Here is a 21,656-nt window from a genome sequence, read left to right as displayed (position 1 = left end):
TTCGATCCGATCGCCGGCCATGGCATCGACGTCGGCGCCTCACGGCGAAACCCGACCATTGTGCCGGTGCGGTTCCGCGAAATCATCAAGCCCGAGCATTACAACGTGTTCCGCTGGAAGTTCTTCCGGGTGCATTTCCAGTTCGTGATGGCCAATGAGCGGCCCCATGCCTACGACTTCTTCATGATCGTTTGCGGCCCCGTTCCGCTGAGCGATCGCATGGCTCTGCCCGAGGCGGCCCTGGCGATCGCCACGGGCGACGCCGCCGCCCGCGAATGGGCCTGGAAAAGGCTCGAAGCCGGCGCCGCCGGCCGCCTGAATGCCGCCGATTTAGGCGAGTTGGAACCTTCCGCCCGTCGCCGGGGTTGAAGTCCGGGTCCAAGGTTGACCGGTTCCTTGGCACCTGGTGGTGCCCAATGGGTTGGCTTTAACCGCCGGTTTGGTGTAAAGATCAGGGCAGTATTGGCTGTCGAAAGCGGCCGGTCGCTGGTTTTAGGTGTCAGTAACTGCTTCAAATAGCTGATAAAAATGGCTGGGAAGGGTGAAATCGCCAAAGTGATGAATATCACATTGACCGACCCGGAGCGCATTTAGGCTAACCAAATCAGGCTTCGGCCTACTCAGTCGACGTCCGGCGTCTGGGTTTTCGCTGCGCTGAGACTGCGCACCCCATCCACGTCGGGCGGTTTGTCCCGACATGCAAAATTGGAATATCGCCGTGACCGTATTCAGTAAAACGCCGCTTCTCGACACGATCCATACCCCCGCCGATCTGCGCCGGCTCAAGGTGGAACAGGTCCAGCAGGTCGCCGACGAGTTGCGGCTGGAAACCATCGACGCGGTTTCGGTCACCGGCGGGCATTTCGGCGCCGGCCTCGGCGTCGTCGAGTTGACCACGGCCATCCATTACATCTTCGACACCCCGCGCGACCGTTTGATCTGGGACGTCGGCCACCAGGCCTATCCGCACAAGATCCTGACCGGCCGCAGGGACCGCATCCGCACGCTGCGCACCGGCGGCGGGCTGTCCGGATTCACCAAGCGGACCGAAAGCGATTACGATCCGTTCGGCGCCGCCCACTCCTCGACCTCGATATCCGCCGCCCTCGGCATGGCGGTGGCGCGCGACCTCTCCGGAGGCAAGAACAACGTCATCGCCGTGATCGGCGACGGCGCGATGTCGGCCGGCATGGCCTATGAGGCCATGAACAATGCCGGCGCGATGAATTCCCGGCTGATCGTCATTCTCAACGACAACGACATGTCGATCGCGCCGCCGGTCGGCGCGATGTCGGCCTATCTGTCGCGGCTCTATTCCGGCAAGACCTACCGCTCGCTGCGCGAGGCTGCCAAGCAGCTCGGCAAGCACCTTCCGAAACTGATCGCCGATCGCGCCGAGCGCGTCGAGGAATATTCCCGCGGCTTCATGGTCGGCGGCGGCACGCTGTTCGAGGAACTCGGCTTCTACTACGTCGGCCCGATCGACGGCCACAATCTCGACCATCTGCTGCCGGTGCTGAAGAACGTCCGCGACATGGAGACCGGCCCGATCCTGGTCCACGTCGTGACGCAAAAAGGCAAGGGATACGGCCCGGCGGAAGCCTCCACCGACAAATATCACGCGGTGGCCAAGTTCGACATCGCGACCGGCGCCCAGGCCAAGGCCAAGCCGAACGCGCCGTCGTATCAGAACGTATTCGGCCAGAGCCTCGTCAAGGAAGCCCAGAAGGACGACAAGATCATCGGCATCACCGCGGCGATGCCGTCGGGCACCGGCATCGATATCTTCAACAAGGCCTTCCCCGATCGCACCTTCGACGTCGGCATCGCCGAGCAGCACGCGGTGACCTTCGCCGCCGGCCTCGCAACCGAGGGCTACAAGCCGTTCTGCGCGATCTATTCGACCTTCCTGCAGCGCGGCTATGACCAGGTCGTGCACGACGTGGCGATCCAGAGCCTGCCGGTCCGCTTCGCGATCGACCGCGCCGGCCTGGTCGGCGCCGACGGCGCCACCCATGCCGGTTCGTTCGACAACGCCTATCTCGGCTGCCTGCCCAATTTCGTCATCATGGCGGCTTCCGACGAGGCCGAACTCGTCCACATGGTCGCAACCCAGGTCGCGATCAACGACCGCCCGAGCGCGGTGCGCTATCCCAGAGGCGAAGGCCGCGGCGTGGAGATGCCCGAAGTCGGCATTCCCCTGGAGATCGGCAAGGGCCGCATCGTTCGCGAGGGCACCAAGATCGCGCTGTTGTCGTTCGGCACGCGTCTGGCCGAATGCGAGAAGGCGGCCGACGAACTGGCCGCGCATGGCCTGTCCACCACCATCGCGGACGCGCGCTTCATGAAGCCGCTCGACGTCGACATGGTGCTGAAACTGGCGCGCGAGCATGAAATCCTGCTCACCATCGAGGAGGGCTCGATCGGCGGCTTCGGCTCCCACGTGATGCAGACGCTGGCCGAGCACGGCATGCTCGACGGCGGTTTGCGGATGCGCGCAATGGTGCTGCCCGACGTGTTCCTCGACCACGACTCCCCGAGCGCGATGTACGCCCGTGCCGGCCTCGACGCCAAGGGCATCGTCGCCAAGGTGTTCGAGACCCTCGGCAAGGACTTCAAGGTCGAAACCGTGAAGCTGGCCTGAGGCCAAATCCCGGTCGTTCCCCGAACGGCGGTTACCGACTGAACCAATGATATTCACGAACCCGGCCAGACCGGGTTCGCAGGACACATCGGGGAATGACAAGCGTCTATCTGGCCGGTCCCGACGTGTTTCTGCCCGACGCCTTCGAGATCGGGCGGCGCAAGATCGACCTGTGCATGCGTCACGGGCTGAGCGGACTGTTTCCGCTGGACAATGCCATCGACGCCGCAGCCGAGGACGCCTCCTTGCGAATATTCCGCGGCAACGAGACCATGATGATCGCGGCCGACGCCATCATCGCCAATCTCACGCCGTTTCGCGGCCCCGGTGCTGACGCAGGCACCGTCTATGAACTCGGCTACATGGCGGGACGCGGCAAGCTCTGTCTCGGCTATTCCAACGACCCCTCGTCCTACGCCGATCGCGTGCGTCAGTTCACCGAGGTGGTTTTGCGCGACGGGCGCCTGGTCGATGCCGCGGGATTGACGGTGGAGGATTTCGGGCTGGGCGATAATCTGATGATGATGCATGCGCTCGATCTGCACGGCTGCGCGCTGCTGACGCCGCGGCAGCCGCCCGCGGACATCTGGCGCGATCTGAGCGCCTTCGAGACCTGCGTGCGGATGGCCGCCGAGCGGCTGGCCGCGATGCGGCCGCAGGCATCGCGTTGAGTTCGGCCAAGGGCAAACCCGCCATGCCCCCTCCCCGCAAGCGCGCCGATGTCTTGCTGGTCGAGCGCGGCCTGTTCGAGAGCCGGGCGCGGGCCCGCGCGGCGATCGAAGCCGGCCTCGTGATCGCCGACGACAAGCCGGTGACAAAACCATCGGAGACCGTTGCCGCCGACGCCGTGCTGCAGGCGCAGCCCGCGCACCCCTTTGTCTCCCGCGGCGGCGTCAAGCTATCGGGCGCGCTGGAGCAATATCCGATCGAGATCGAGGGCCACGTCTGTCTCGACGTCGGCGCATCGACGGGCGGCTTCACCGAAGTGCTGCTCGCCAACGGCGCCGATCTGGTGTTTTCCATCGATGTCGGGCGCGAGCAATTGCATCCGTCGCTGCGCGGCCATTCCAGGATCGTTTCCATGGAGGAGACCGATATCCGCGATTTCGAGGGCAAGCGCCTGCCGGCGCGGCCGGACATCGTCGTCATCGACGTCAGTTTCATCTCCCTGAAGGCCGTATTGCCGGTAGCCTTGTCGCTGGCGGCCGCGCCGATGCATTTGCTGGCACTGATAAAGCCTCAATTCGAGGCGGCGCGAAAACATTCCAAGCGCGGCATCATCCGCAATGCGATGGTGCATCAGGAAATCTGCGATGAGATCGCCGCGTTTGCGGCACAGCTGGGATGCACCGACATCAGGGTGTTTCCATCGCCGATCACCGGCGGCGACGGCAACATCGAATTCTTCCTCGGCGCGCGCCGTGGTTGAGCGCCTTCTCATCGATCACGTCGGCCATTTCGGCGACGGCGTCGCGCTGGTCGGCGGCGCGAGCGTCTATGTGCCGTACACGCTGGGCGGCGAAACGGTCGAGGTTGCGCCCGTTCCCGGTCATCACCCCGACCGAAGGCGCCTGCTCGCGGTCGAGCACGCCAGCCCCGAGCGGATCACGCCGTTCTGCCAGCACTTCGGGGTCTGCGGCGGCTGCGCGATCCAGCACTGGGAAACCGAACGCTACCGCGCATGGAAACGCCATCTCGTGGTGGAGACGCTGGCGCAGGCGAAACTTGATTGCGAGGTCGATCCGCTGATCGACGCCCACGGCCAGGGCCGGCGACGGATCACGCTGCACGCAAGGATGGGCACCCATGACGTGCTCAAGGTCGGTTTTGCGGCGGCCAATTCGCACGAGATCGTTCCGGTTGATCAGTGTCCAATCCTCGATCCGGCCTTAGGCGGCGCGCTCGAGGCGGCGTGGGCGATCGCCGAGCCGCTGACGCCGACGGCAAAGCCGCTCGACATCCAGATCACGGCCACCGACAGCGGCCTCGATGTCGACGTGCGCGGCTCCGGACCGCTGCCGACCAAAATGATCACCACGCTGTCGCGGGTGGCGGAAGCGCATCGCCTGGCGCGGCTGACGCGCCATGGCGAATTGGTGCTGATGCGCAGCCCGCCCACGATCATGATCGGCGTAGCGAAAGTGACTTTGCCGCCGGGTTCTTTCCTGCAGGCGACGGTTGCCGGCGAGGAAGCGCTGGCGACGCTGGCCGGCGGACACTGCAAGCGCGCCAAACACATCGCCGACCTGTTCTGCGGGGTCGGCCCCTTTGCGCTGAGGCTGGCGGCAAATTCGAAAATTTCGGCCTTCGACAGCGATGCCGGCGCGGTCGAGGCGCTGCAGAAGGCGGCACAAGCGACGTCGGGACTGAAGCCGGTCAAGGCCGAGGCGCGCGACCTGTTCCGCCGTCCGCTGATGCCGCAGGAGCTGCGCGACTACGACGCGGTCGTGTTCGATCCGCCGCGCCAGGGTGCGCAGGCGCAAGCCGTCCAGCTCGCCGCCAGCAAGATTCCGCTTGTGGTCGCGGTGTCCTGCAACATCGCGACCTTTACGCGCGACGCGCGGATTCTGGTCGACGGCGGCTACCGGCTGGAAGCCGTGACCCCGGTCGACCAGTTCCGCCACACCCCGCATGTCGAGCTGGTGGCGAAGTTCACGCGGTAGTCGGTGCATTTTCCGGGGGCTTCATCCGGACTACTAACCTAGCGTCCCCAGCGGTCCTGCCAGATCTTCTCGCCGATCGTGCAGGAGACCCGCGGTTCCTTCTCGGCCACTGGGACCACCCGGCGTTCGGGCGTCCTTGCGGCGACTTCGAGCAGGAGTTTGGCGCGGATCGCTTCCTTGAACTTGTCGCGGTCCTTGATCGAGACCACGAAGGAACCCGGCCCGCCGATGACGCAGTCCTCGTAATAGAAATCGAGGTTGTCGATATCCATCGTCGAGTAGGACGGCTCCTTCACCATGATCGGCAGGCCGTTGATGATGATGCCCTTCTCCAGCGCCGCATCCCGCGCGATGGTGACGGGGCCGCCGTTGTTGTTGGGGCCGTCGCCGGAAATATCGATGACGCGCCGCAGGCCGTGATAGGGGTCCTCGTCGAACAACGGTAAAGCGAAATTAATCGCGCCCGAGATCGAGGTGCGCGACGCCCGCCGGATCGGCGTCTTCAGGATTTCGTCGGCGACGGCGTCCGCGGTCTCCGGACCGTCGATCAGCCGCCAGGGAATGATGATCTTCTGGTCGCTCGACGCCGCCCACTCGAAATAGGTCACCGCGATCTTGCCCATCGGCAGGCTCTTGAGCGCCTGCAGAAACTCCTTGGAGACGATGGCCTGCGCGTAACCTTCGCGCTGGATCGCAAGCTCATCCATGTCCATCGAATAGGAGACGTCGACGGCGAGGATCAGTTCGATATCGACGGAAGGCGCGGCCTGTTTCTGGGCCGATTGCGCCGCCCATTCGGATTTCAGGCCCGGCGCGGCGAACCCAGCGACGTCGCCTCCGGCCAACGCGCCCGCAACAAGCACCGCCCCGATCGAGACATACCAGCGCATCTCTGCCCTCCGGTCGACTGGGATGATCGTGACACGCAAATTGCGCCTGGAAAAGCAGGAACACGCGCCTCGCTTCACATTCAAGTTAGCGAGGCCGCCATATTCCACCAAGGCTGCTCCTCGCCGATGCGCATGCTCCGTCATTGGAAACGGCAGGCGAGACCTGCCTGGGCTGATCGACCTCAAACTCTCGCAGAATGCCCAGTTCCAGGACAGGCCAGGAGCCTGTAAACTGATCAAGACGGCTGCCGGCCGCGGCGATCAGGCCATGACCCCGCGCCTTGCGGAATGCCGCGCCAACTGATCGCCAAGGACCGCAAAGCGATCACAGGAGCGGCGCCGTCTGTTGTTTCACGCGTTTTGCTTGCGCGAACCTATATCCATTTCGCATGAAAACGCTCCGAGAGGTGCTGCTGGAATGATCGACGCCGTCACCAAGCCGAAAACCAAGGTCAAGACCAAGACCGAGCGACCCAAATTGCACAAGGTCATCCTCGTCAACGACGACTTCACGCCGCGCGAATTCGTCGTCACCGTTCTGAAGGCCGAGTTCCGCATGACCGAGGACCAGGCCCACAAGGTCATGATCACGGCGCACCAGCGCGGCGTCTGCGTGGTCGCCGTCTTCACCAAGGACGTTGCCGAGACCAAGGCGACGCGGGCCACCGACGCCGGCCGCGCCAAGGGCTATCCGCTGCTATTCACCACCGAGCCGGAAGAATAGCGGGCAGCAAGCGCAACAGATCTAACAACCATCTTCATTGCAATCTCTCTGATCAAGAATCCACGCAGAATAGCCAGGGCAAATCGAACCACAAGGAGTCGTTGCGGCCGTTAGCGGTCTCGGCCCCCGGGGTTTCGTCGATCAGCCGGTGGGCGCGGTCGTTATAGCCTGCCTTTTGTCGTTTTCGCCCAAGAAGCCGGACTTCGAATGCGCGAGGATCGCCGTCGAAAACCTCCTCGCGAGACACTAGGAATGACCATGCGACCCATCATCGCCGCTTTGTTACTGCTGATTTCGGCTTCGGCGATGGCGGGCAACAACGCGGGCTACGAAATGGGCGGCCAGTTCACGCGCTTCGACCCGGTGGTCGGCCAGTACAATCAGTCGGGGGAATTGTTCCGGATCGAGGGGCACTGCCAGTCGTCCTGCACGCTCTTCCTCGCCATCCGGAATGTCTGCATCGATCGAACCGCCACGCTGCTATTCCACGCCGGCCATGACAGGAACAAGAACATCACGGAGTCCGCGACCAGCCACCTGCTGGCCGCCTATAATGGGCCCCTGCGTAACTATGTCACCGCCAATCACTACATGGACACGCTGGCGTTTCATTCGATTTCCGGCGCCGACATGATCCAGAAATTCGGTTATCGGGCATGCCCGAAAAGTTGAACGACGGTGGTCTTCAGGTCTCGTCCGTCAACCCGTAGACCCGCTCGGCCTTTGAAAATCCCGCAATCGGAAATTCGCCGAGCTCGGCCCAGCCACCGGAGCATATGCCGGCAAAGCCTTCCGACGCCACGATGGTGCGACTGAGACGGCCGGCGATCTTCTCCAACCGTGCCGCGAGGTTGACGGCGGGACCGATGCAGGTGAAGTCGAGCCGGTTGCCGCCGCCGATATTGCCGTAGAGAATCTTCCCGACATGCAGCGCGACCCCGAAGCGGAAACGCTCGACGGCCTCTCCGATCGGATAATTCATGGCCGCGACGCTGGTGCGGGATTCGCGGGCGGCTTCCAGTACGCGCGAGCAAACCTGCTGGCTATTGCCATCCGCTTCCGAGATCGGAAAAACCGCGAGCAGCCCGTCGCCCATGAATTTCAGAACTTCCCCGCCATGCGCTCGGATCGCCGACACCTGGCAATCGAAATAGAGATTAAGAATATCCACCACCGTCTCGGCCGGCAGGCGGTCGGAAAGCGCGGTGAAACCGCGCAGATCCGACAGCCAGATCGCCGCATCCATCGTATCGGTGTGGCCACGCCTGATCTGGCCGCCGAGAATCTTTTCGCCGGCGCGGTTGCCGACATAGGTATCGAGCAGGATCGAAGCGGTCCGGCGCAAGGTGACGATTTCGACGAGCCGCGCCAGCGGCCGCACCAGCGATCGCAGCGCGTTCAATTGTTCGTCGTTAAAGCCGCCCGGTTGCTTCGTGGTCCAGCTCGATGCGTGCACCGAGCCGTCGGTACAAAGCAGCGGCAGCGCGACATAATCGGTGACGCCCTCCGCGCACATGTCGTCGAAAAACGGAAAGCGCCTGGCCCCGGGATCGCGTACCCGGTGCCGGACCTCCCGCCCCTCGCCGAATACGATCGCCAGCGGACTGTTGATGAATTCGGGCGAATCCAGGAAATCATGATCCGCGCTGCCGGTGACGACCTCGGCGCCCGGCCGCCAGATGAAATTGCGGCCCAGAACATCGGGATGCAGGGTGCGAACGAAAAGGCCGACCCGCCACAGTGGCAAACCGGCCTGCACCAAACGCTCGCAGAGGTCCGCCACCATCCGGGGCGGGCTGGTAGCCGACCGCGCGCCGTCGATCAGCCAGTCGATCAGGTTCTGCAGCTCGGTTGGGTTCATGAGGAAAGTATTTGCGGCGCTGTTTGCGGAAACGTCAAGGCGCGGCGGTAACGCGAAAGCCCGGCGCAGGCCGTAGGGCGAAATGAGCCGAAGGCGCAATCCGCCAACTCGGCGGCTTTGACGGCGGATTACGCTGACGCTGGTCCGCCCTAAAAAACTACCCGCCGACCTGCCCGCGATGCCGCAGAAAATGATCGGCGAGCACGCACGCCATCATGGCCTCGCCGACCGGGACCGCGCGGATGCCGACGCAGGGATCGTGGCGGCCTTTTGTCAGGATGTCGGTGTCGGCCCCCTTGCGATCGACGGTGCGGCGCGGCGACAGGATCGACGACGTCGGCTTGACGGCAAAGCGCGCCACCACCGGCTGGCCCGTGGAGATGCCACCCAGAATGCCGCCGGCATGATTGGACAGGAATCTCGCACCCTCATTACCCATCCGCATCTCGTCGGCGTTTTCCTCGCCGGATAATTCTGCCGCGCCGAAGCCGGCGCCGATCTCGACGCCCTTGACGGCGTTGATGCTCATCAGCGCCGCCGCCAGATCCGCGTCGAGTTTTGCGTAGATCGGCGCGCCGAGGCCGGCCGGCACGCCCTCCGCAACGACTTCGATCACCGCGCCGATCGACGAGCCGCTCTTGCGGATGCCATCGAGATAATCCTCGAAGAACGCGGCCTTGTCCTTGTCGGGGCAGAAGAACGGATTGCGCGCGATCTCACCCCAATCCCATTTCGCGCGATCGATCTTGTGCGGGCCCATCTGCACCAGCGCGCCGCGCACGGTCACGCCCGGCAAAATCTTGCGCGCGATAGCGCCGGCCGCCACGCGCGTCGCGGTTTCGCGCGCCGAGGAGCGCCCGCCGCCGCGATAGTCGCGCAGGCCATATTTGGCCTCATAGGTGAAGTCGGCGTGGCCCGGGCGAAACTTGTCCTTGATGTCGGAATAGTCCTTCGACCGCTGGTCGGTGTTCTCGATCAAGAGCGCGATCGGCGTGCCCGTCGTGACCTGCACGCCGGTCTCCGGATGCGCCATCACGCCGGACAGGATTTTGACCGCGTCCGCCTCCTGGCGCTGGGTGGTAAAGCGCGACTGGCCGGGACGGCGGCGATCGAGATCGCGCTGGATGTCCTCGACCGTGAGCGGCAACAGCGGCGGGCAGCCATCGACCACGCAGCCGATCGCGACCCCGTGGCTTTCGCCGAAGGTCGTGACCCGGAACATGTGGCCGAAGGTGTTGAAGGACATTTTGGACGATCCGCATGGCTGTCGAAAATCAACATCCATGCGGAATGTCGTAACGCGCGCGGTTCGGGGGGTCAAATCCCACCGTTTCTTAACTATACTTCGACAATCCGGCCTCGCCAAACACGTAGACCGCGCCCTGCTCGATGGTCAGGTCGGCGGCACTGTCTGATGTCTCGATGCCGAGCGCCACCATCAGCGCCCGCGCGGTGCCGCCATGGGCCACCGCGACGGTGTCCTCGGTGAGCTGGCGGTACCAGTCGGTCACCCGCGCCTGCACCTCGACATAGCTCTCGCCGCCCGGCGGCGACACGGTCCACTTCTCGGTCTGGCGTTGGGCAAACAGCTCGGGGTCCTTTTCCTGCATCTGCGCCAGGGTCGAGCCTTCCCAATGGCCGTAAGCGATCTCGCGCAGCCGGTCATCGATGGCGTATTGATCGGACGGCAGTTTCAAGCTGGCGCGCACCAGCTCCATGGTCGAGCGGGCCCGAACCAGCGGGCTGGCGACGAATTCCAGCGAGGTTTCGCTGCGGCCGTCGCGCGCGAACAAGTCGGCCAGAATGATTCCGGCCTTGGCGGCCTGCCGGCGGCCGAGTTCGTTGAGCGGAACATCCTGCGTGCCCTGCAGCCGGCCCAGCGCGTTCCACTCGGTTTCGCCGTGGCGGATGTAGTAGATCGTCGGCACGGCATGAACCTTGAGGCTAGTCCTTGCTCAGGGAATTGCTGAGCGAAATGTCCGGCGCGTCGGGGCGCTTCATGCCGACGACATGATAGCCGGAATCGACGTGATGGACCTCGCCGGTGACCGCGCGCGACAGGTCCGAAAGCAGATACAGCGCGCTGTCGCCGACTTCCTCCGTCGTCACGGTGCGGCGCATCGGCGCGTTGTATTCGTTCCACTTCAGGATATAGCGGAAATCGCCGATGCCGGACGCGGCCAGCGTCTTGATCGGCCCCGCCGAGATCGCGTTGACGCGGATGTTCTTCTCGCCGAGATCGGCGGCGAGATAGCGCACGCTCGCCTCCAGCGCCGCCTTGGCGACTCCCATCACGTTGTAGTGCGGCATCCATTTCTCGGCGCCGTAATAGGTCAGCGTCAGGATCGAGCCGCCATCGACCAGAAGTTTTTCGGCGCGCTGCGCGATCGCCGTCAGCGAATAACAGCTGATCAGCATGGTCTTGGAGAAATTGTCCGCTGACGTTTCGAGATAGCGGCCGTCGAGCTGGTCCTTGTCGGAGAACGCGATCGCGTGCACCACAAAGTCGATCTTGCCCCATTTTTGCTTCAGCACATCGAACACCGCATCGATGGTCGAGGGATCGGTGACGTCGCAATGGCCGAGCAGGATGCCGCCGATTTCCCCAGCCAGCGGCTCGACCCGCTTCTTCAGCGCGTCGCCCTGCCAGGTCAGCGCGATTTCCGCGCCGGCCGCGTGGCAGGCCTTGGCGATGCCCCAGGCGATCGAGCGGTTGTTGGCGACGCCGAGGATGACCCCGCGCTTGCCCTGCATCAGCCCTGAACCTTGCGCCATTTACGTTTCCCATCCGGCTTGATCAGGTCTGGAGGTACACCAGCCACCCCGGCCGGTACAGCCCAAATCCAGCCCCGGTTCGGGCGGTTTGCCCTGCGGCCTTAACTGCCGGAATAGTGACGTGATTTCGGTGTTATGATCGGTAAGGCGTTCACGCTACCGAACCTGGACGCCGGCCGGACCAAACCTGATCGGATGCGAATGACCGCATTTCGCGAGAGTGTCGAAGCCATGATTCCGGCCTTGCGCCGCTATGCGCGCGCGCTGACGCGGGATGCGGATAGCGCCGACGATCTGGTGCAGGACACGCTGGTGCGGGCGCTGCGCTCGGAACGGCTGTTTCTCGGTGGCGACGTCAGGAGCTGGCTCTACACCATCCTGACCAACCTCAACAAGAATCGGCGGCGATCGCTGGCGCGACGGCCGCAATTCATGCCGCTGCTCGACAACAACGCCGACGCCAGCGGAACCGAGGCGGAAGGACGCGACATCGCCCGTGCGCTGGCGACATTGGTGGAGGAGCAGCGATCGGTGCTGCTGTTGGTGATGCTGGAAGGTTTGAGCTATCGCGAAGTCGCCGACATCCAGGGCGTGCCGATCGGCACGGTGATGTCGCGCCTTGCTCGCGCCCGCGCCCATGTGAAGGCCGTGCTCGAGGGCGAGCGCCCGGCCTTGCGGCGGGTCAAATGATGGCAGGCATTATGCATATCGATATGCCTATCGATGCTGCAACGGATTTGATGAACGCATGTTTTTTGATTGAGCTTGGACAGAGACAACGACCATGACCGACCCCAGGATTCCCGTCACCGAAGACGAGCTGCACGCCTACGTCGACAACGAGTTGCCGGCGGAGCGCCGCGGCGATGTCGAGGCGTGGCTGTCGGCGCATCCTGACGATGCCGAGCGGGTGCGCTCATGGCGCGAAATGGCCGAAGCACTGCACGCGCGTTACGACTCCGTCGCCGACGAGCCAGTGCCGCAGCGGCTTTCGATCGACCGGCTAGCGCAACAGCCGCGCAAATGGATGTATGGCGCCATCGCCGCGACACTGCTGGCATTCGTCGCCGGCGGCGGCGCCGGCTGGCTGGCGCGCGGTGCCGCCGCCTCGCCCTCGATGTTCCAGAATTTTACCGTGGACGCGCTCGACGCGCACCGGCTCTACGTGGTCGAGGTGCGTCATCCGGTCGAGGTGCCCGGCAGCGAACGCGCCCATCTGCAGCAATGGCTGACCAAGCGCTGCGGCTGGGACGTTCGCGCGCCGGAATTGGGCGCGACGGGATTGAAGCTGGTCGGCGGACGGCTGTTGCCGGGACCCACCGGGCCGGCATCGTTTCTGATGTATGAGAGCGCCTCGGGCGAACGTTTCACGATCTACACGTCGCGCGCGTCCGCCGAGACCACGCAAATGCTGTACGCCAGGCAGGACAATGATGGCGCGCTGTTCTGGGCCGACAAGGGCGTGGGCTACGTGGTCAGCGGCAGCAGCGACCGCGACCGCCTGACCCAGGTGGCGCGGCTGGTCTACGACCAGACCGAAAAGACCGGCGGATAAGCAAGGTCAAGGCTGGTGTCCCAATTCGGACATTGAAAATCTCGAATTGGAACATCGACCGGTCTCAAATTCGCACCGGGTGATCACGCGAAATTGTAACGCGTTCGATCCGCCGATCGACGCATGCGGCCTCGACGGGGTTTTGTACCGCGCTGGTCCCCCGTTCGAGGCCGCTCCCTTTTTTCCGCCACCTTTGGGGCGGGTTCGGAACGATCAAGTGAGGTCGCTGCGCGGATTATAAGTGTGTCCGTCGCGCCACTTTTGCATCAACGCCTCCAGCTCGGCGTCGTTCCCGTCCGGCAGCATGATGCGGGTAGTGACGAAGAGGTCGCCGGCGGCTCCCGGCGGCTTCGGCAACCCCTTGCCCTTCAGGCGAAAAGTCCGGCCGCTCGAGGTGTTTTTCGGGATCGACAATTCGACCGCACTGCCGAGCGTCGGCACGCGGACCTTGCCGCCGAGTACCGCTTCATAAAGCGTGATCGGCAGGTCGACGCGCAGGTCGCTGCCCTCGATCTTGAAGAACCGGTGCGGTGCGATATTGACCGTGATCAGGAGATCGCCGGGCGGGTGGCCGGGCGCAGTCTCGCCCTGCCCCTTCAGCCGGATCTGCTGACCGGCGACGACACCGGGCGGAATCTTGACATTGAGCTCCTTGCCGGTTGGCAGCCGGACGCGTTTCTCGACGCCCTTGACCGATTCCTCCAGCGACACCGTCATGGCGACGGAAAGATCGAGGTCGACCGCGATGCCGCCGGTGTCGAATTCGAAGGTCGTGCCGCCGCCGGGACGCGGGCCGCGCGCCGCCGCGCCGCCGAACATGCTGTTGAGGATGTCCTCGAAGCCGCCGCCCCCGCCAAAGCCTCCGGGACCGGCGCCGCCCGAGCGGAAGGTGTGGGTCTCGAAGCCGGCGCCCTGGCCGCCGCGCGCGCGCGGGTCGCCGCCGGGAAAGCCCTGGAAGCGGGGCTTGCCCTCGGCGTCGATTTCGCCGCGATCGAACTGCTTGCGCTTGGTCTCGTCGCCGAGGATCTCATTGGCGGAGTTCAGCTCGGAAAAGCGCGCCGCTGATTTCGGGTCGTTCTTGTTGGCGTCCGGGTGATGCTTCTTGGCGAGCTTGCGATAGGCGCTCTTGATCGCCGCAGCGCTGGCGCCCCGCGGCACCCCCAAGACCTCATAGGGGTCACGCATCCGTCACGTCTCCTTACAGGGAAGTCTGATCTTAAACTGAGGGCGGCCCGCCCACCATGCTTTCATTTGGGGGTCTCGTGGCATTTTTGCAACGGGGTGCCCGGCGCATGATCCGCCGAAGTGTGAGCGGTTTGGCGAAAAGATCATGCGCTTCTTCAATGGTTTGGAGCGCGATCGCCGGACAAACGAGCCGTTTGTCGGGAAAACCCGAATCCGATTTTCCTGATCGCGCTCACTCAGCCCTGTCTCCACGGCTTCAGCGAATGGATCTCCCAGCGGCCGCTGGCGGTCTGGCAGGCGGCGCCCTGCAGCCAGCTCTCGTTGCGGCCATTGACATAGCTTGCCAGAAAATCCCGGCAGGTGCGTCCGTCCGAATCATAGGCATGCGCCAGCGGCGTCACCGAACCGCGGGCGCCGGTTTCGGGATTTGCCCAGGGCTGGCTGGAATCCTTGTCGCCCTTGGTCAGTACGTCGGAAGCGGCGTTGCGGGCGAAGGCAAGGTCGCCCTCGGTCGGGGCCGGCGCACCGGCCGGAGCCGGGTTAACCGAGCCGGTCGCGTCGTTGTCGCCCATCTTGGCGAAGGCGCTATCGGTCCGCGGCATGCTGCAGCCGCCGGTCCCCATGGCGATTAGAATCAGTGTCAACACGGCGCCCGCGGGGGCGATCGCCGATAGGCCTGCGCGTCCCCATGTCCTATATAGGGCGAGCCTATACAGCGGCGGCAGCGCGTACTGGACCGCGGGCGGACGCAACTCGGAACTCCCAAAATGAGCGACACGACCTCCATCAAACACCCGGCAGCGTTAACATCCGGTGATTTCACCGCGGCGGAGGAGCCGTTCACGCTGTTCGGCGAATGGTTCGCGGAAGCCGTGAAAGCTGAGCCCAACGATCCCGACGCCATGGCGCTGGCCACCGTGGACGCCGACGGCCTGCCCGACGTGCGGATGGTGCTGATGAAGGGCTACGATATCGACGGTTTTGTCTTCTACAGCCACATCGCCAGTCAAAAAGGCCGCGAACTTGCCGCAAATCCTAAGGCGGCTTTACTGTTTCACTGGAAGTCGCTGCGCCGGCAGGTCCGCATCCGCGGCAACGTGTCGCCGGTCACCGAGGCCGAGGCCGACACCTATTTCGCCACGCGGCCGAAGCAGGCCCAGATCGGCGCCTGGGCCAGCAAGCAGTCGCAGCCTTTGGAAAGCCGCTTTGCCTTCGAGCAGGCCATTGCTGCGGTCGCCGCCAGGCATATCATCGGCGAGGTGCCACGACCGCCGGGCTGGAGCGGCTGGCGCATCGCGCCCGCCCGGTTCGAATTCTGGCACGACCGCCCGTTCCGCCTGCACGATCGCATCGAGTTCCGCCGCGATACGCTGGACCAGCCCTGGTCCAAGACGCGGCTCTATCCCTGATTGGAAAGTCTGAAGGACCCTATGCCGACTACTTCGAGCCACAACGGACCACGGCGGACGCTGCTTCTGACCGGCGCCAGCCGCGGCATCGGTCATGCCACCGTGATCCGGTTTTCCAGTGCCGGCTGGCGGGTGCTGACCTGTTCGCGGCATCCATTCCCCGAAGATTGCCCGTGGGACGCCGGGCCTGAGGATCACGTCCAGGTCGACCTCGCCGACCATGCCGACACCACGCGCGCGATCAACGAGATCCGCGATCGGCTGGAAGGCGGCGCGCTGCACGCGCTGGTCAACAACGCCGCGATCTCGCCGAAGGCCGAAGGCGGCGCCCGGCTCGGCTCGATCGACACCGACATCGACACCTGGAGCCACGTCTTCCGGGTCAATTTCTTCGCGCCGATCATGATGGCGCGCGGGCTGATCGACGAGTTGACGGCGGCAAAGGGCTCGGTCGTCAACGTCACTTCGATCGCGGGCTCGCGCGTGCATCCGTTCGCGGGCGCGGCCTATGCCACCTCCAAGGCGGCGCTGGCCTCGCTGACCCGCGAGATGGCGTCTGATTTCGGCCGCCTCGGCATCCGCGTCAATTCGATCGCGCCGGGCGAAATCGACACCTCGATCCTGTCGCCGGGCACCGAGAAGATCGTCGAGCAGCAGATCCCGCTGCGCCGGCTCGGCACGCCGGACGAGGTGGCGAAGATCATCTATGTGCTGTGCACGGAGACGAGTTCCTACGTCAACGGCGCCGAGATCCACATCAACGGCGGCCAGCATGTTTAGGGAGTGCAGCTCAAATCCATCCGCGCAAAATCTGCGCGGCCCGCCAGCGAAGGCTCTCGGCGTTGACGTTGAAGGCGCTCGAGCATTCGTCTTCGCGCTCGCCTTCCGACAGCGCCGCGCCGCAATGCCGGCAGACTCGCGCCGAGATCGCAACCGCCTTGCCGGCGGCGGCGCGGCCCGCTTGATAGCGGGCGAAATCGACGACGTTCTCTGGCGGCGTTATTACTTTCTCAACCATTGCTGTCCTCACGGCTTGTGACAACGTTATCGCAGAAAGGTTTCGCTCAAACGTTCAGCGCAATGCTCAAATTTTAGGAGAGGAATTGAGGCAGCGTTGTTGGCTCGTCGCGAGCGCGAAAACGCTGCGCGGACTGATGGTTTACAGCCACTTCTTCCATTTGAAGAATACGTATGGCAGCACCGCGGCGAGCAGCATCGCCACCAGCGCGTAAGGATAGCCGTGGGTCCATTCCAGCTCCGGCATCTCCTTGAAATTCATGCCGTAGATCGAAGCGATCAGGGTCGGCGGCATCAGCACCACCGCCATCACAGAAAACAGCTTGATGATGTTGTTCTGCTCGAGATTGACGACGCCGAGCATCGCGTCCAGCACGAAGGTGATCTTGTTGGAGAGATAGGAGGCGTGGTCGGTCAGCGAGATCACGTCGCGCTGCATGGTCTTCAACTGCTCGCGCATGTCCTTGGACCATTTGACGCCGTCGACCGCGGCCGCGACGAAGGTCACCACCCGCCCGATCGAGACCAGGCTCTCCCGCACTTTCGAGGTCAGATCGCCCTTGCGGCCGATCGCGATCAGGATGTCGGAATAGCGCCTGGCGTGACCGGTGCGCGCCGCACCGCCGGGCTCGAAGATGTCGTGGCTGATGGTGTCCATGTCGCCGCCGGCGCGTTCGAGAATGTCAGCGTTGCGGTCGATCACCGCGTCCAGCAATTCCATCAGCACCGTTTCGCCGGTGACGCCGGGTCCGCATGAGCGCGCCAGCTTGTTCTCCACCAGCATGAACGGCTTCGGCTCGTCATAGCGCACGGTCACCAGCCGATGGCTGGCGAGGATGAAAGTCACCGCCGTGGTGCGCGGATTTTCGGTGTCCGCCGCGCACATCAGCGTCGCCGTCATGTAGCGTGCGCCGTTCTCGATATAGAGACGTGAGGAAATCTCGATCTCCTGCATGTCCTCCCGCGTCGGCACCGCGATCCCGGCTAGCCGCTCCACCGCCTTGTCCTCCGCCGCGGTCGGCTTCACCAGGTCGATCCAGACCGCGGCCTCCGGCAGCGCGTCGAGATCGGCGACGGCGAGTTTCTTCAGCGAGGATTCCGAGGGGACGAATACCGCTAACATAGGGACTCCAGGACCGGGCACGCGATCTACCCAACAGGACTTAGCTCGATTCTGGCAAGCGCTTCATGACGGCCGCGTTAACCGCCGGGCCATGTTTGTGGCGGCCGGATGGCTGCAGCGTGGTGCCGATCCGGCGGCGCGGCCCGCTTGCCCAAAAATCAGCCGGAAGCCCGGAAATTTGAGGCAAAAAAGACACAGGAGCCGTCCCGCAGCGCGGAATGGACATCTAAAGTCTGGAATTATGACTGGTTTCGGCGATAATGCGATTAATGGAATCGTAGCGGTCGCGGTACAGTTTAGGCACGCGAGTGCAAGGTTTTCGACAAGACTTTCGATTGGAAATGAACCATGTCGTCGCTCAAGGTCATGTTAGGGATTCTGGCTGCCGGTCTGACGCTGTCGGGCTGCATGCAGGCCACCACCTATGAAGCGACCAACACCACCAATTTCAAGCCGCACGACAAGGAATTGCTGGCCAAGATCCGGTACACCAACGCGCCGGTCGCCGAGCCGTTCCGCCGCGCTATTGTGGAATACCACCGCAAGGAAGCACCCGGTTCGATCGTGGTCGATTCCGACAACCACTACCTCTATTACGTGCTGAGCGATGGCAAGGCGATCCGCTACGGCATCACCGTCGGCGAGGAAGCGATGGCATGGTCCGGTATCGCCAAGATCGGCAGCATGACCGAGTGGCCGGCCTGGCACCCGACCCCCGGCGAAATCCAGCGGCTCGGCGTGCCGACTTTCGTGCCGCCGGGACCGGACAATCCGATGGGCTCGCGCGCGATGTATCTCTATTCGGGCGGCAAGGACACGCTGTTCCGGATTCACGGCACCAACCAGCCGGAATATATCGGCGCCTCGATCTCGTCGGGCTGCATCCGGATGACCAACGAGGATGTGATCGACCTCTACAACCGTGTGAAGATGGGTACCATCGTTGTGGTGCTGGAGCCGCACCACGGCGACTCGCCATTCAATTCGCAGATGGCGCTGCAGGGTGGCGGCAACCCCGGCTCGGTAATGCAGTAAGTAATCAGCTCAGTTACAAGGTTTCAGAAGCGCCGGTCTTGCCGGCGCTTTTTTGTTGCCGTTTTGCCGCCCCGGCCTTCCGGCGGAGGGCTTGCGGTTTCGGTGGCATCCGGCTTCGCCGCGTCGGGCTCCGTGGTGCCGGCCTTGTCCGCGTCCGTCTTGTCGGTGTCAGTCTTGTCCGGCTCACTCTTGGCGGCGACCTCGCGCGGCGGCGCTTCCTCGGGGCGCGCGGCCGGCAATAACGGCGCGATCGGCGGCAGCGGATCCCACACGTTCCACTGGCATATCTTGTAGTTGTTGTGTCTTTCCATCAGGTCGAGATGGATGTGGTCCTCGTGATAGCCGTCCGAGCCTGGCCCAAGCACCGTCATAAATCGCGTGCACATCGAATGCAGCACGCTCTCGCGAAGTTCGCGCGGCACGGTGCGGTCGGTGAGCGAGATCGCCTGGCCGCTGGCAAGCTTCACGCCGCGAACGTCGAGCGCGTTGGCACGGCCGTGTTCGGACAGTTGGGCGCCGGCCACGCGGTTGCGGCCGCGACATTCGAACGAGTCGAAATTGTCGAGATCGCTGATTTCGCTGCCGAGGCCCGCGGCCAGCGGCGTCATATCGGTTCGGATCCAGTCCGCGATCGCCGACGCCATCGTGCAGCGCAGGATCGCGGCGGGTTTCAGCGCGACCCGATGCTTGTCCGGCAGCACCACCGCCTCCAGCCGGACCAGGTCCTCGCCGCCGCAGCCGCCGGGCCCATTGATGTCGGGAATGCTGGGCGCGATTGCGATATCTTCCGACAGCGCCAGCCGGCAGGCCGATGGCGGCGGTGCGGGCGCTGGCGCGGCCGGTGCGGCCTGCTTCTGCGTCTCGCTCTCAACAGGCGCCGGTTTCGCCAGTTCTTCGGGCTTCCCGGGCGCCTTCGCCGGCGCTTCCGGCGGGCGCGGCTTCGGCAGGGGCACCGCGGCATGAAGCGCGGCCCGGCGCGGCTTCGGGACTGGCTGCCCGAACAGGCCGTCCCAGGGCCCCGACGACCAGCCGGCGGGCCGTCGCGCGGCTGCCACAGGGTCGGCCAGCAGACCAAGCACCAGCAGCGCCGCGGCGGCGGTAACCATTGCGCTTTGGCCGCAGGCCAAACCGCGACAAGGCCATTTGCGGCGTGCTTTCGGCGCGCTAAAGTTCATGGGAATTCCAAAACCCGCGACACGCGACAACACACTCTCGGAGGAACGACCGTATGCTTGGTTTGATGCAAGACTGGCCTTTGCTGTGTCACCGGATTATCGAGCACGCCGCCGCGATCCATGGCACCCAGGAGGTCGTGACGCGATCGGTCGAAGGCCCCATCCATCGCACCAATTACGCCGAAATCCACAAGCGCGCGCTGAAAGTCTCGCAATGCCTCGATCGCGAGGGCATCAAGCTTGGCGATCGCGTCGCCACCATCGCGTGGAACACCTGGCGCCACCTTGAAGTCTGGTACGGCATCATGGGCATCGGCGCCATCTGCCACACCGTCAATCCCAGGCTGTTCCCCGACCAGATCGCCTGGATCATCAACCACGCGCAGGACCGCGTGGTGATGACGGACATCACCTTCGTGCCGATCCTGGAAAAGATCGCCGACAAGCTCCCCAGCGTCGAACGCTACGTCGTGCTCACCGACAAGGCGCACATGCCGCAGACCACGCTGAAGAACGCGGTCGCCTATGAAGACTGGATCGCGCAGGCCGACGGAAACTTCAAGTGGAAGACCTTCGACGAGAATACCGCCGCCGCGATGTGCTACACTTCGGGCACGACCGGCGATCCCAAGGGCGTTCTGTATTCGCATCGCTCCAACGTGCTGCACGCGTTGATGGCCAACACCGGCGACTCGCTGGGTGCCAATGCCAGCGATACAATGCTCCCGGTGGTTCCCCTGTTCCATGCCAATAGCTGGGGCATCGCGTTTTCCGCGCCTTCGATGGGCACCAAGCTGGTGTTCCCGGGCGCCAAACTCGACGGTGCCTCGGTATATGAGCTGCTGGACAGCGAGAAGGTGACGCACACCGCCGGCGTGCCGACGGTGTGGCTGATGCTGCTCAATCACATGGCCGCCAACAATCTGAAACTGCCGCATCTGAGGATGGTGGTGTGCGGCGGCTCCGCGATGCCGCGCTCGATGATCAAGGCGTTCCTCGACATGGGCGTGCACGCGCGCCACGCCTGGGGCATGACCGAGATGAGTCCGATCGGCACGCTCGCGGCCGAAAAACCTCCGTTTACCGGACTCTCCGGCGACGCCCGGCTCGACATTCTGCAGACCCAGGGCTACCCGCCGTTCGGCGTCCAGATGAAGATCACCGACGACGCAGGCAAGGATCTGCCGTGGGACGGCAAGACGTTCGGCCGGCTCAAGGTGCGCGGGCCCGCGGTCTCCAAGGCCTATTTCCGCGTCGACACCAACATCCTCGACGAGGAGGGCTGGTTCGACACAGGCGACGTCGCGACCATCGACAAGCACGGCTACATGCGGATCACCGACCGCTCCAAGGACGTGATCAAGTCCGGCGGCGAATGGATTTCCTCGATCGATCTGGAAAATCTCGCGGTCGGGCATCCGGCGGTGGCGGAAGCCGCCGTGATCGGCGTCTATCATCCGAAATGGGACGAGCGCCCGCTCCTGATCGTGCAGCTCAAGCAGGGCCAGAACGCGACGCGCGAGGACATCCTGAAATACATGGATGGCAAGATCGCCAAATGGTGGATGCCTGACGACATCGTGTTCATCGACGCCATTCC

22 protein-coding genes and 1 pseudogene are annotated in these 21,656 nt (G+C 64.1%); 13 read left to right on the top strand and 10 right to left on the bottom strand.

Annotation, left to right across the window (positions count from 1 at the left end):
* From QZ213_RS07560 to QZ213_RS07540, 5 genes and pseudogenes are all read left to right on the top strand, one after another.
* Positions 1-369, top strand: a pseudogene (locus QZ213_RS07560) (hypothetical protein); the annotation flags it as partial.
* Positions 370-697: 328 nt separating this feature from the next.
* Positions 698-2,644 (top strand): 1-deoxy-D-xylulose-5-phosphate synthase, encoded by a 1,947-nt coding sequence (dxs, locus tag QZ213_RS07555; RefSeq protein ID WP_291685447.1) that lies wholly within the window; start codon positions 698-700, stop codon positions 2,642-2,644.
* Positions 2,645-2,739: 95 nt separating this feature from the next.
* Positions 2,740-3,315, top strand: a complete 576-nt coding sequence (locus QZ213_RS07550; protein WP_291685446.1) for a nucleoside 2-deoxyribosyltransferase — start codon at positions 2,740-2,742, stop codon at positions 3,313-3,315.
* Positions 3,316-3,338: 23 nt separating this feature from the next.
* On the top strand, positions 3,339-4,073 hold the full coding sequence (locus QZ213_RS07545; protein ID WP_291685445.1) for a TlyA family RNA methyltransferase: 735 nt from the start codon (positions 3,339-3,341) through the stop codon (positions 4,071-4,073).
* Entirely contained in the window at positions 4,066-5,307 is a 1,242-nt protein-coding gene (locus QZ213_RS07540; protein WP_291685444.1) for a methyltransferase, read from the top strand. Before QZ213_RS07545 ends, QZ213_RS07540 begins: the two co-directional genes overlap by 8 nt.
* A gap of 38 nt (positions 5,308-5,345) precedes the next feature.
* On the opposite strand, the gene QZ213_RS07535 is transcribed toward QZ213_RS07540, so the two are convergent.
* Positions 5,346-6,197, bottom strand: a complete 852-nt coding sequence (locus tag QZ213_RS07535) for a DUF1194 domain-containing protein (RefSeq protein WP_291685443.1) — start codon at positions 6,195-6,197, stop codon at positions 5,346-5,348.
* A 418-nt stretch (positions 6,198-6,615) separates the two neighbouring features.
* Here QZ213_RS07535 and clpS point away from each other — a divergent pair, with 418 nt between their 5' ends.
* Positions 6,616-6,921 carry an ATP-dependent Clp protease adapter ClpS gene (gene clpS, locus QZ213_RS07530; RefSeq protein ID WP_079572575.1) on the top strand — a complete coding sequence of 102 codons (306 nt, stop codon included), beginning with the start codon at positions 6,616-6,618 and terminating at the stop codon, positions 6,919-6,921.
* Between the two features lie 258 nt (positions 6,922-7,179).
* Positions 7,180-7,593: a hypothetical protein gene (locus QZ213_RS07525; RefSeq protein WP_291685442.1), complete on the top strand. Its 414-nt coding sequence runs from the start codon at positions 7,180-7,182 to the stop codon at positions 7,591-7,593.
* 13 nt (positions 7,594-7,606) lie between these two features.
* Here QZ213_RS07525 and QZ213_RS07520 read toward each other — a convergent pair whose 3' ends face one another.
* The 4 genes from QZ213_RS07520 to fabI form a co-directional block, all read right to left on the bottom strand.
* Entirely contained in the window at positions 7,607-8,782 is a 1,176-nt protein-coding gene (locus tag QZ213_RS07520; protein ID WP_291685441.1) for an adenylate/guanylate cyclase domain-containing protein, read from the bottom strand.
* A 157-nt stretch (positions 8,783-8,939) separates the two neighbouring features.
* Positions 8,940-10,028, bottom strand: a complete 1,089-nt coding sequence (gene aroC / locus QZ213_RS07515) for a chorismate synthase (protein WP_291685440.1) — start codon at positions 10,026-10,028, stop codon at positions 8,940-8,942.
* A gap of 88 nt (positions 10,029-10,116) precedes the next feature.
* Complete coding sequence (locus QZ213_RS07510) at positions 10,117-10,710, bottom strand: histidine phosphatase family protein (protein ID WP_291685439.1); 594 nt, start codon at positions 10,708-10,710, stop codon at positions 10,117-10,119.
* 16 nt (positions 10,711-10,726) lie between these two features.
* On the bottom strand, positions 10,727-11,557 hold the full coding sequence (gene fabI / locus QZ213_RS07505) for an enoyl-ACP reductase FabI (protein WP_291685438.1): 831 nt from the start codon (positions 11,555-11,557) through the stop codon (positions 10,727-10,729).
* A gap of 201 nt (positions 11,558-11,758) precedes the next feature.
* Between fabI and QZ213_RS07500 the strand changes: the two genes are divergently transcribed.
* Together QZ213_RS07500 and QZ213_RS07495 are read left to right on the top strand one after the other, a co-directional pair.
* On the top strand, positions 11,759-12,247 hold the full coding sequence (locus QZ213_RS07500; protein ID WP_291685437.1) for a sigma-70 family RNA polymerase sigma factor: 489 nt from the start codon (positions 11,759-11,761) through the stop codon (positions 12,245-12,247).
* A 94-nt stretch (positions 12,248-12,341) separates the two neighbouring features.
* Complete coding sequence (locus QZ213_RS07495; RefSeq protein WP_291685436.1) at positions 12,342-13,112, top strand: anti-sigma factor; 771 nt, start codon at positions 12,342-12,344, stop codon at positions 13,110-13,112.
* A gap of 213 nt (positions 13,113-13,325) precedes the next feature.
* Here the strand turns inward: QZ213_RS07495 and QZ213_RS07490 are convergent, their stop codons facing one another.
* Positions 13,326-14,297, bottom strand: coding sequence for a DnaJ C-terminal domain-containing protein (locus tag QZ213_RS07490; protein ID WP_291685435.1), 972 nt, complete (start codon positions 14,295-14,297; stop codon positions 13,326-13,328).
* A 236-nt stretch (positions 14,298-14,533) separates the two neighbouring features.
* Positions 14,534-14,944 (bottom strand): RT0821/Lpp0805 family surface protein, encoded by a 411-nt coding sequence (locus tag QZ213_RS07485; protein ID WP_365885051.1) that lies wholly within the window; start codon positions 14,942-14,944, stop codon positions 14,534-14,536.
* Between the two features lie 120 nt (positions 14,945-15,064).
* Between QZ213_RS07485 and pdxH the strand changes: the two genes are divergently transcribed.
* The gene (gene pdxH / locus QZ213_RS07480; RefSeq protein ID WP_291685433.1) at positions 15,065-15,706 is read left to right on the top strand and encodes a pyridoxamine 5'-phosphate oxidase; all 642 of its coding nucleotides are present in this window, start codon (positions 15,065-15,067) and stop codon (positions 15,704-15,706) included.
* A 21-nt stretch (positions 15,707-15,727) separates the two neighbouring features.
* Positions 15,728-16,486 carry an SDR family oxidoreductase gene (locus QZ213_RS07475; protein ID WP_291685432.1) on the top strand — a complete coding sequence of 253 codons (759 nt, stop codon included), beginning with the start codon at positions 15,728-15,730 and terminating at the stop codon, positions 16,484-16,486.
* Between the two features lie 10 nt (positions 16,487-16,496).
* Here the strand turns inward: QZ213_RS07475 and QZ213_RS07470 are convergent, their stop codons facing one another.
* A complete protein-coding gene (locus QZ213_RS07470; RefSeq protein WP_291685431.1) occupies positions 16,497-16,724 on the bottom strand; it encodes a hypothetical protein in 228 nt (75 codons plus the stop codon).
* 141 nt (positions 16,725-16,865) lie between these two features.
* Positions 16,866-17,846: a magnesium transporter CorA family protein gene (locus QZ213_RS07465; protein WP_291685430.1), complete on the bottom strand. Its 981-nt coding sequence runs from the start codon at positions 17,844-17,846 to the stop codon at positions 16,866-16,868.
* Between the two features lie 348 nt (positions 17,847-18,194).
* On the opposite strand from QZ213_RS07465, the gene QZ213_RS07460 reads away from it, so the two are divergent.
* Positions 18,195-18,881, top strand: coding sequence for a L,D-transpeptidase (locus QZ213_RS07460; protein ID WP_291685429.1), 687 nt, complete (start codon positions 18,195-18,197; stop codon positions 18,879-18,881).
* 23 nt (positions 18,882-18,904) lie between these two features.
* Here the strand turns inward: QZ213_RS07460 and QZ213_RS07455 are convergent, their stop codons facing one another.
* On the bottom strand, positions 18,905-20,056 hold the full coding sequence (locus tag QZ213_RS07455; protein WP_291685428.1) for an extensin family protein: 1,152 nt from the start codon (positions 20,054-20,056) through the stop codon (positions 18,905-18,907).
* A gap of 53 nt (positions 20,057-20,109) precedes the next feature.
* Between QZ213_RS07455 and QZ213_RS07450 the strand changes: the two genes are divergently transcribed.
* Positions 20,110-21,656 (top strand): fatty-acid--CoA ligase (locus tag QZ213_RS07450; protein WP_291685427.1); only part of this gene is annotated, 1,547 nt, incomplete at its 3' end.

This window comes from Bradyrhizobium sp. (genome assembly GCF_017881085.1).
GTDB lineage: Bacteria > Pseudomonadota > Alphaproteobacteria > Rhizobiales > Xanthobacteraceae > Bradyrhizobium.
Note: the sequence above shows the minus strand (reverse complement) of the source record. Positions and strands in the feature narration are given on the sequence as shown.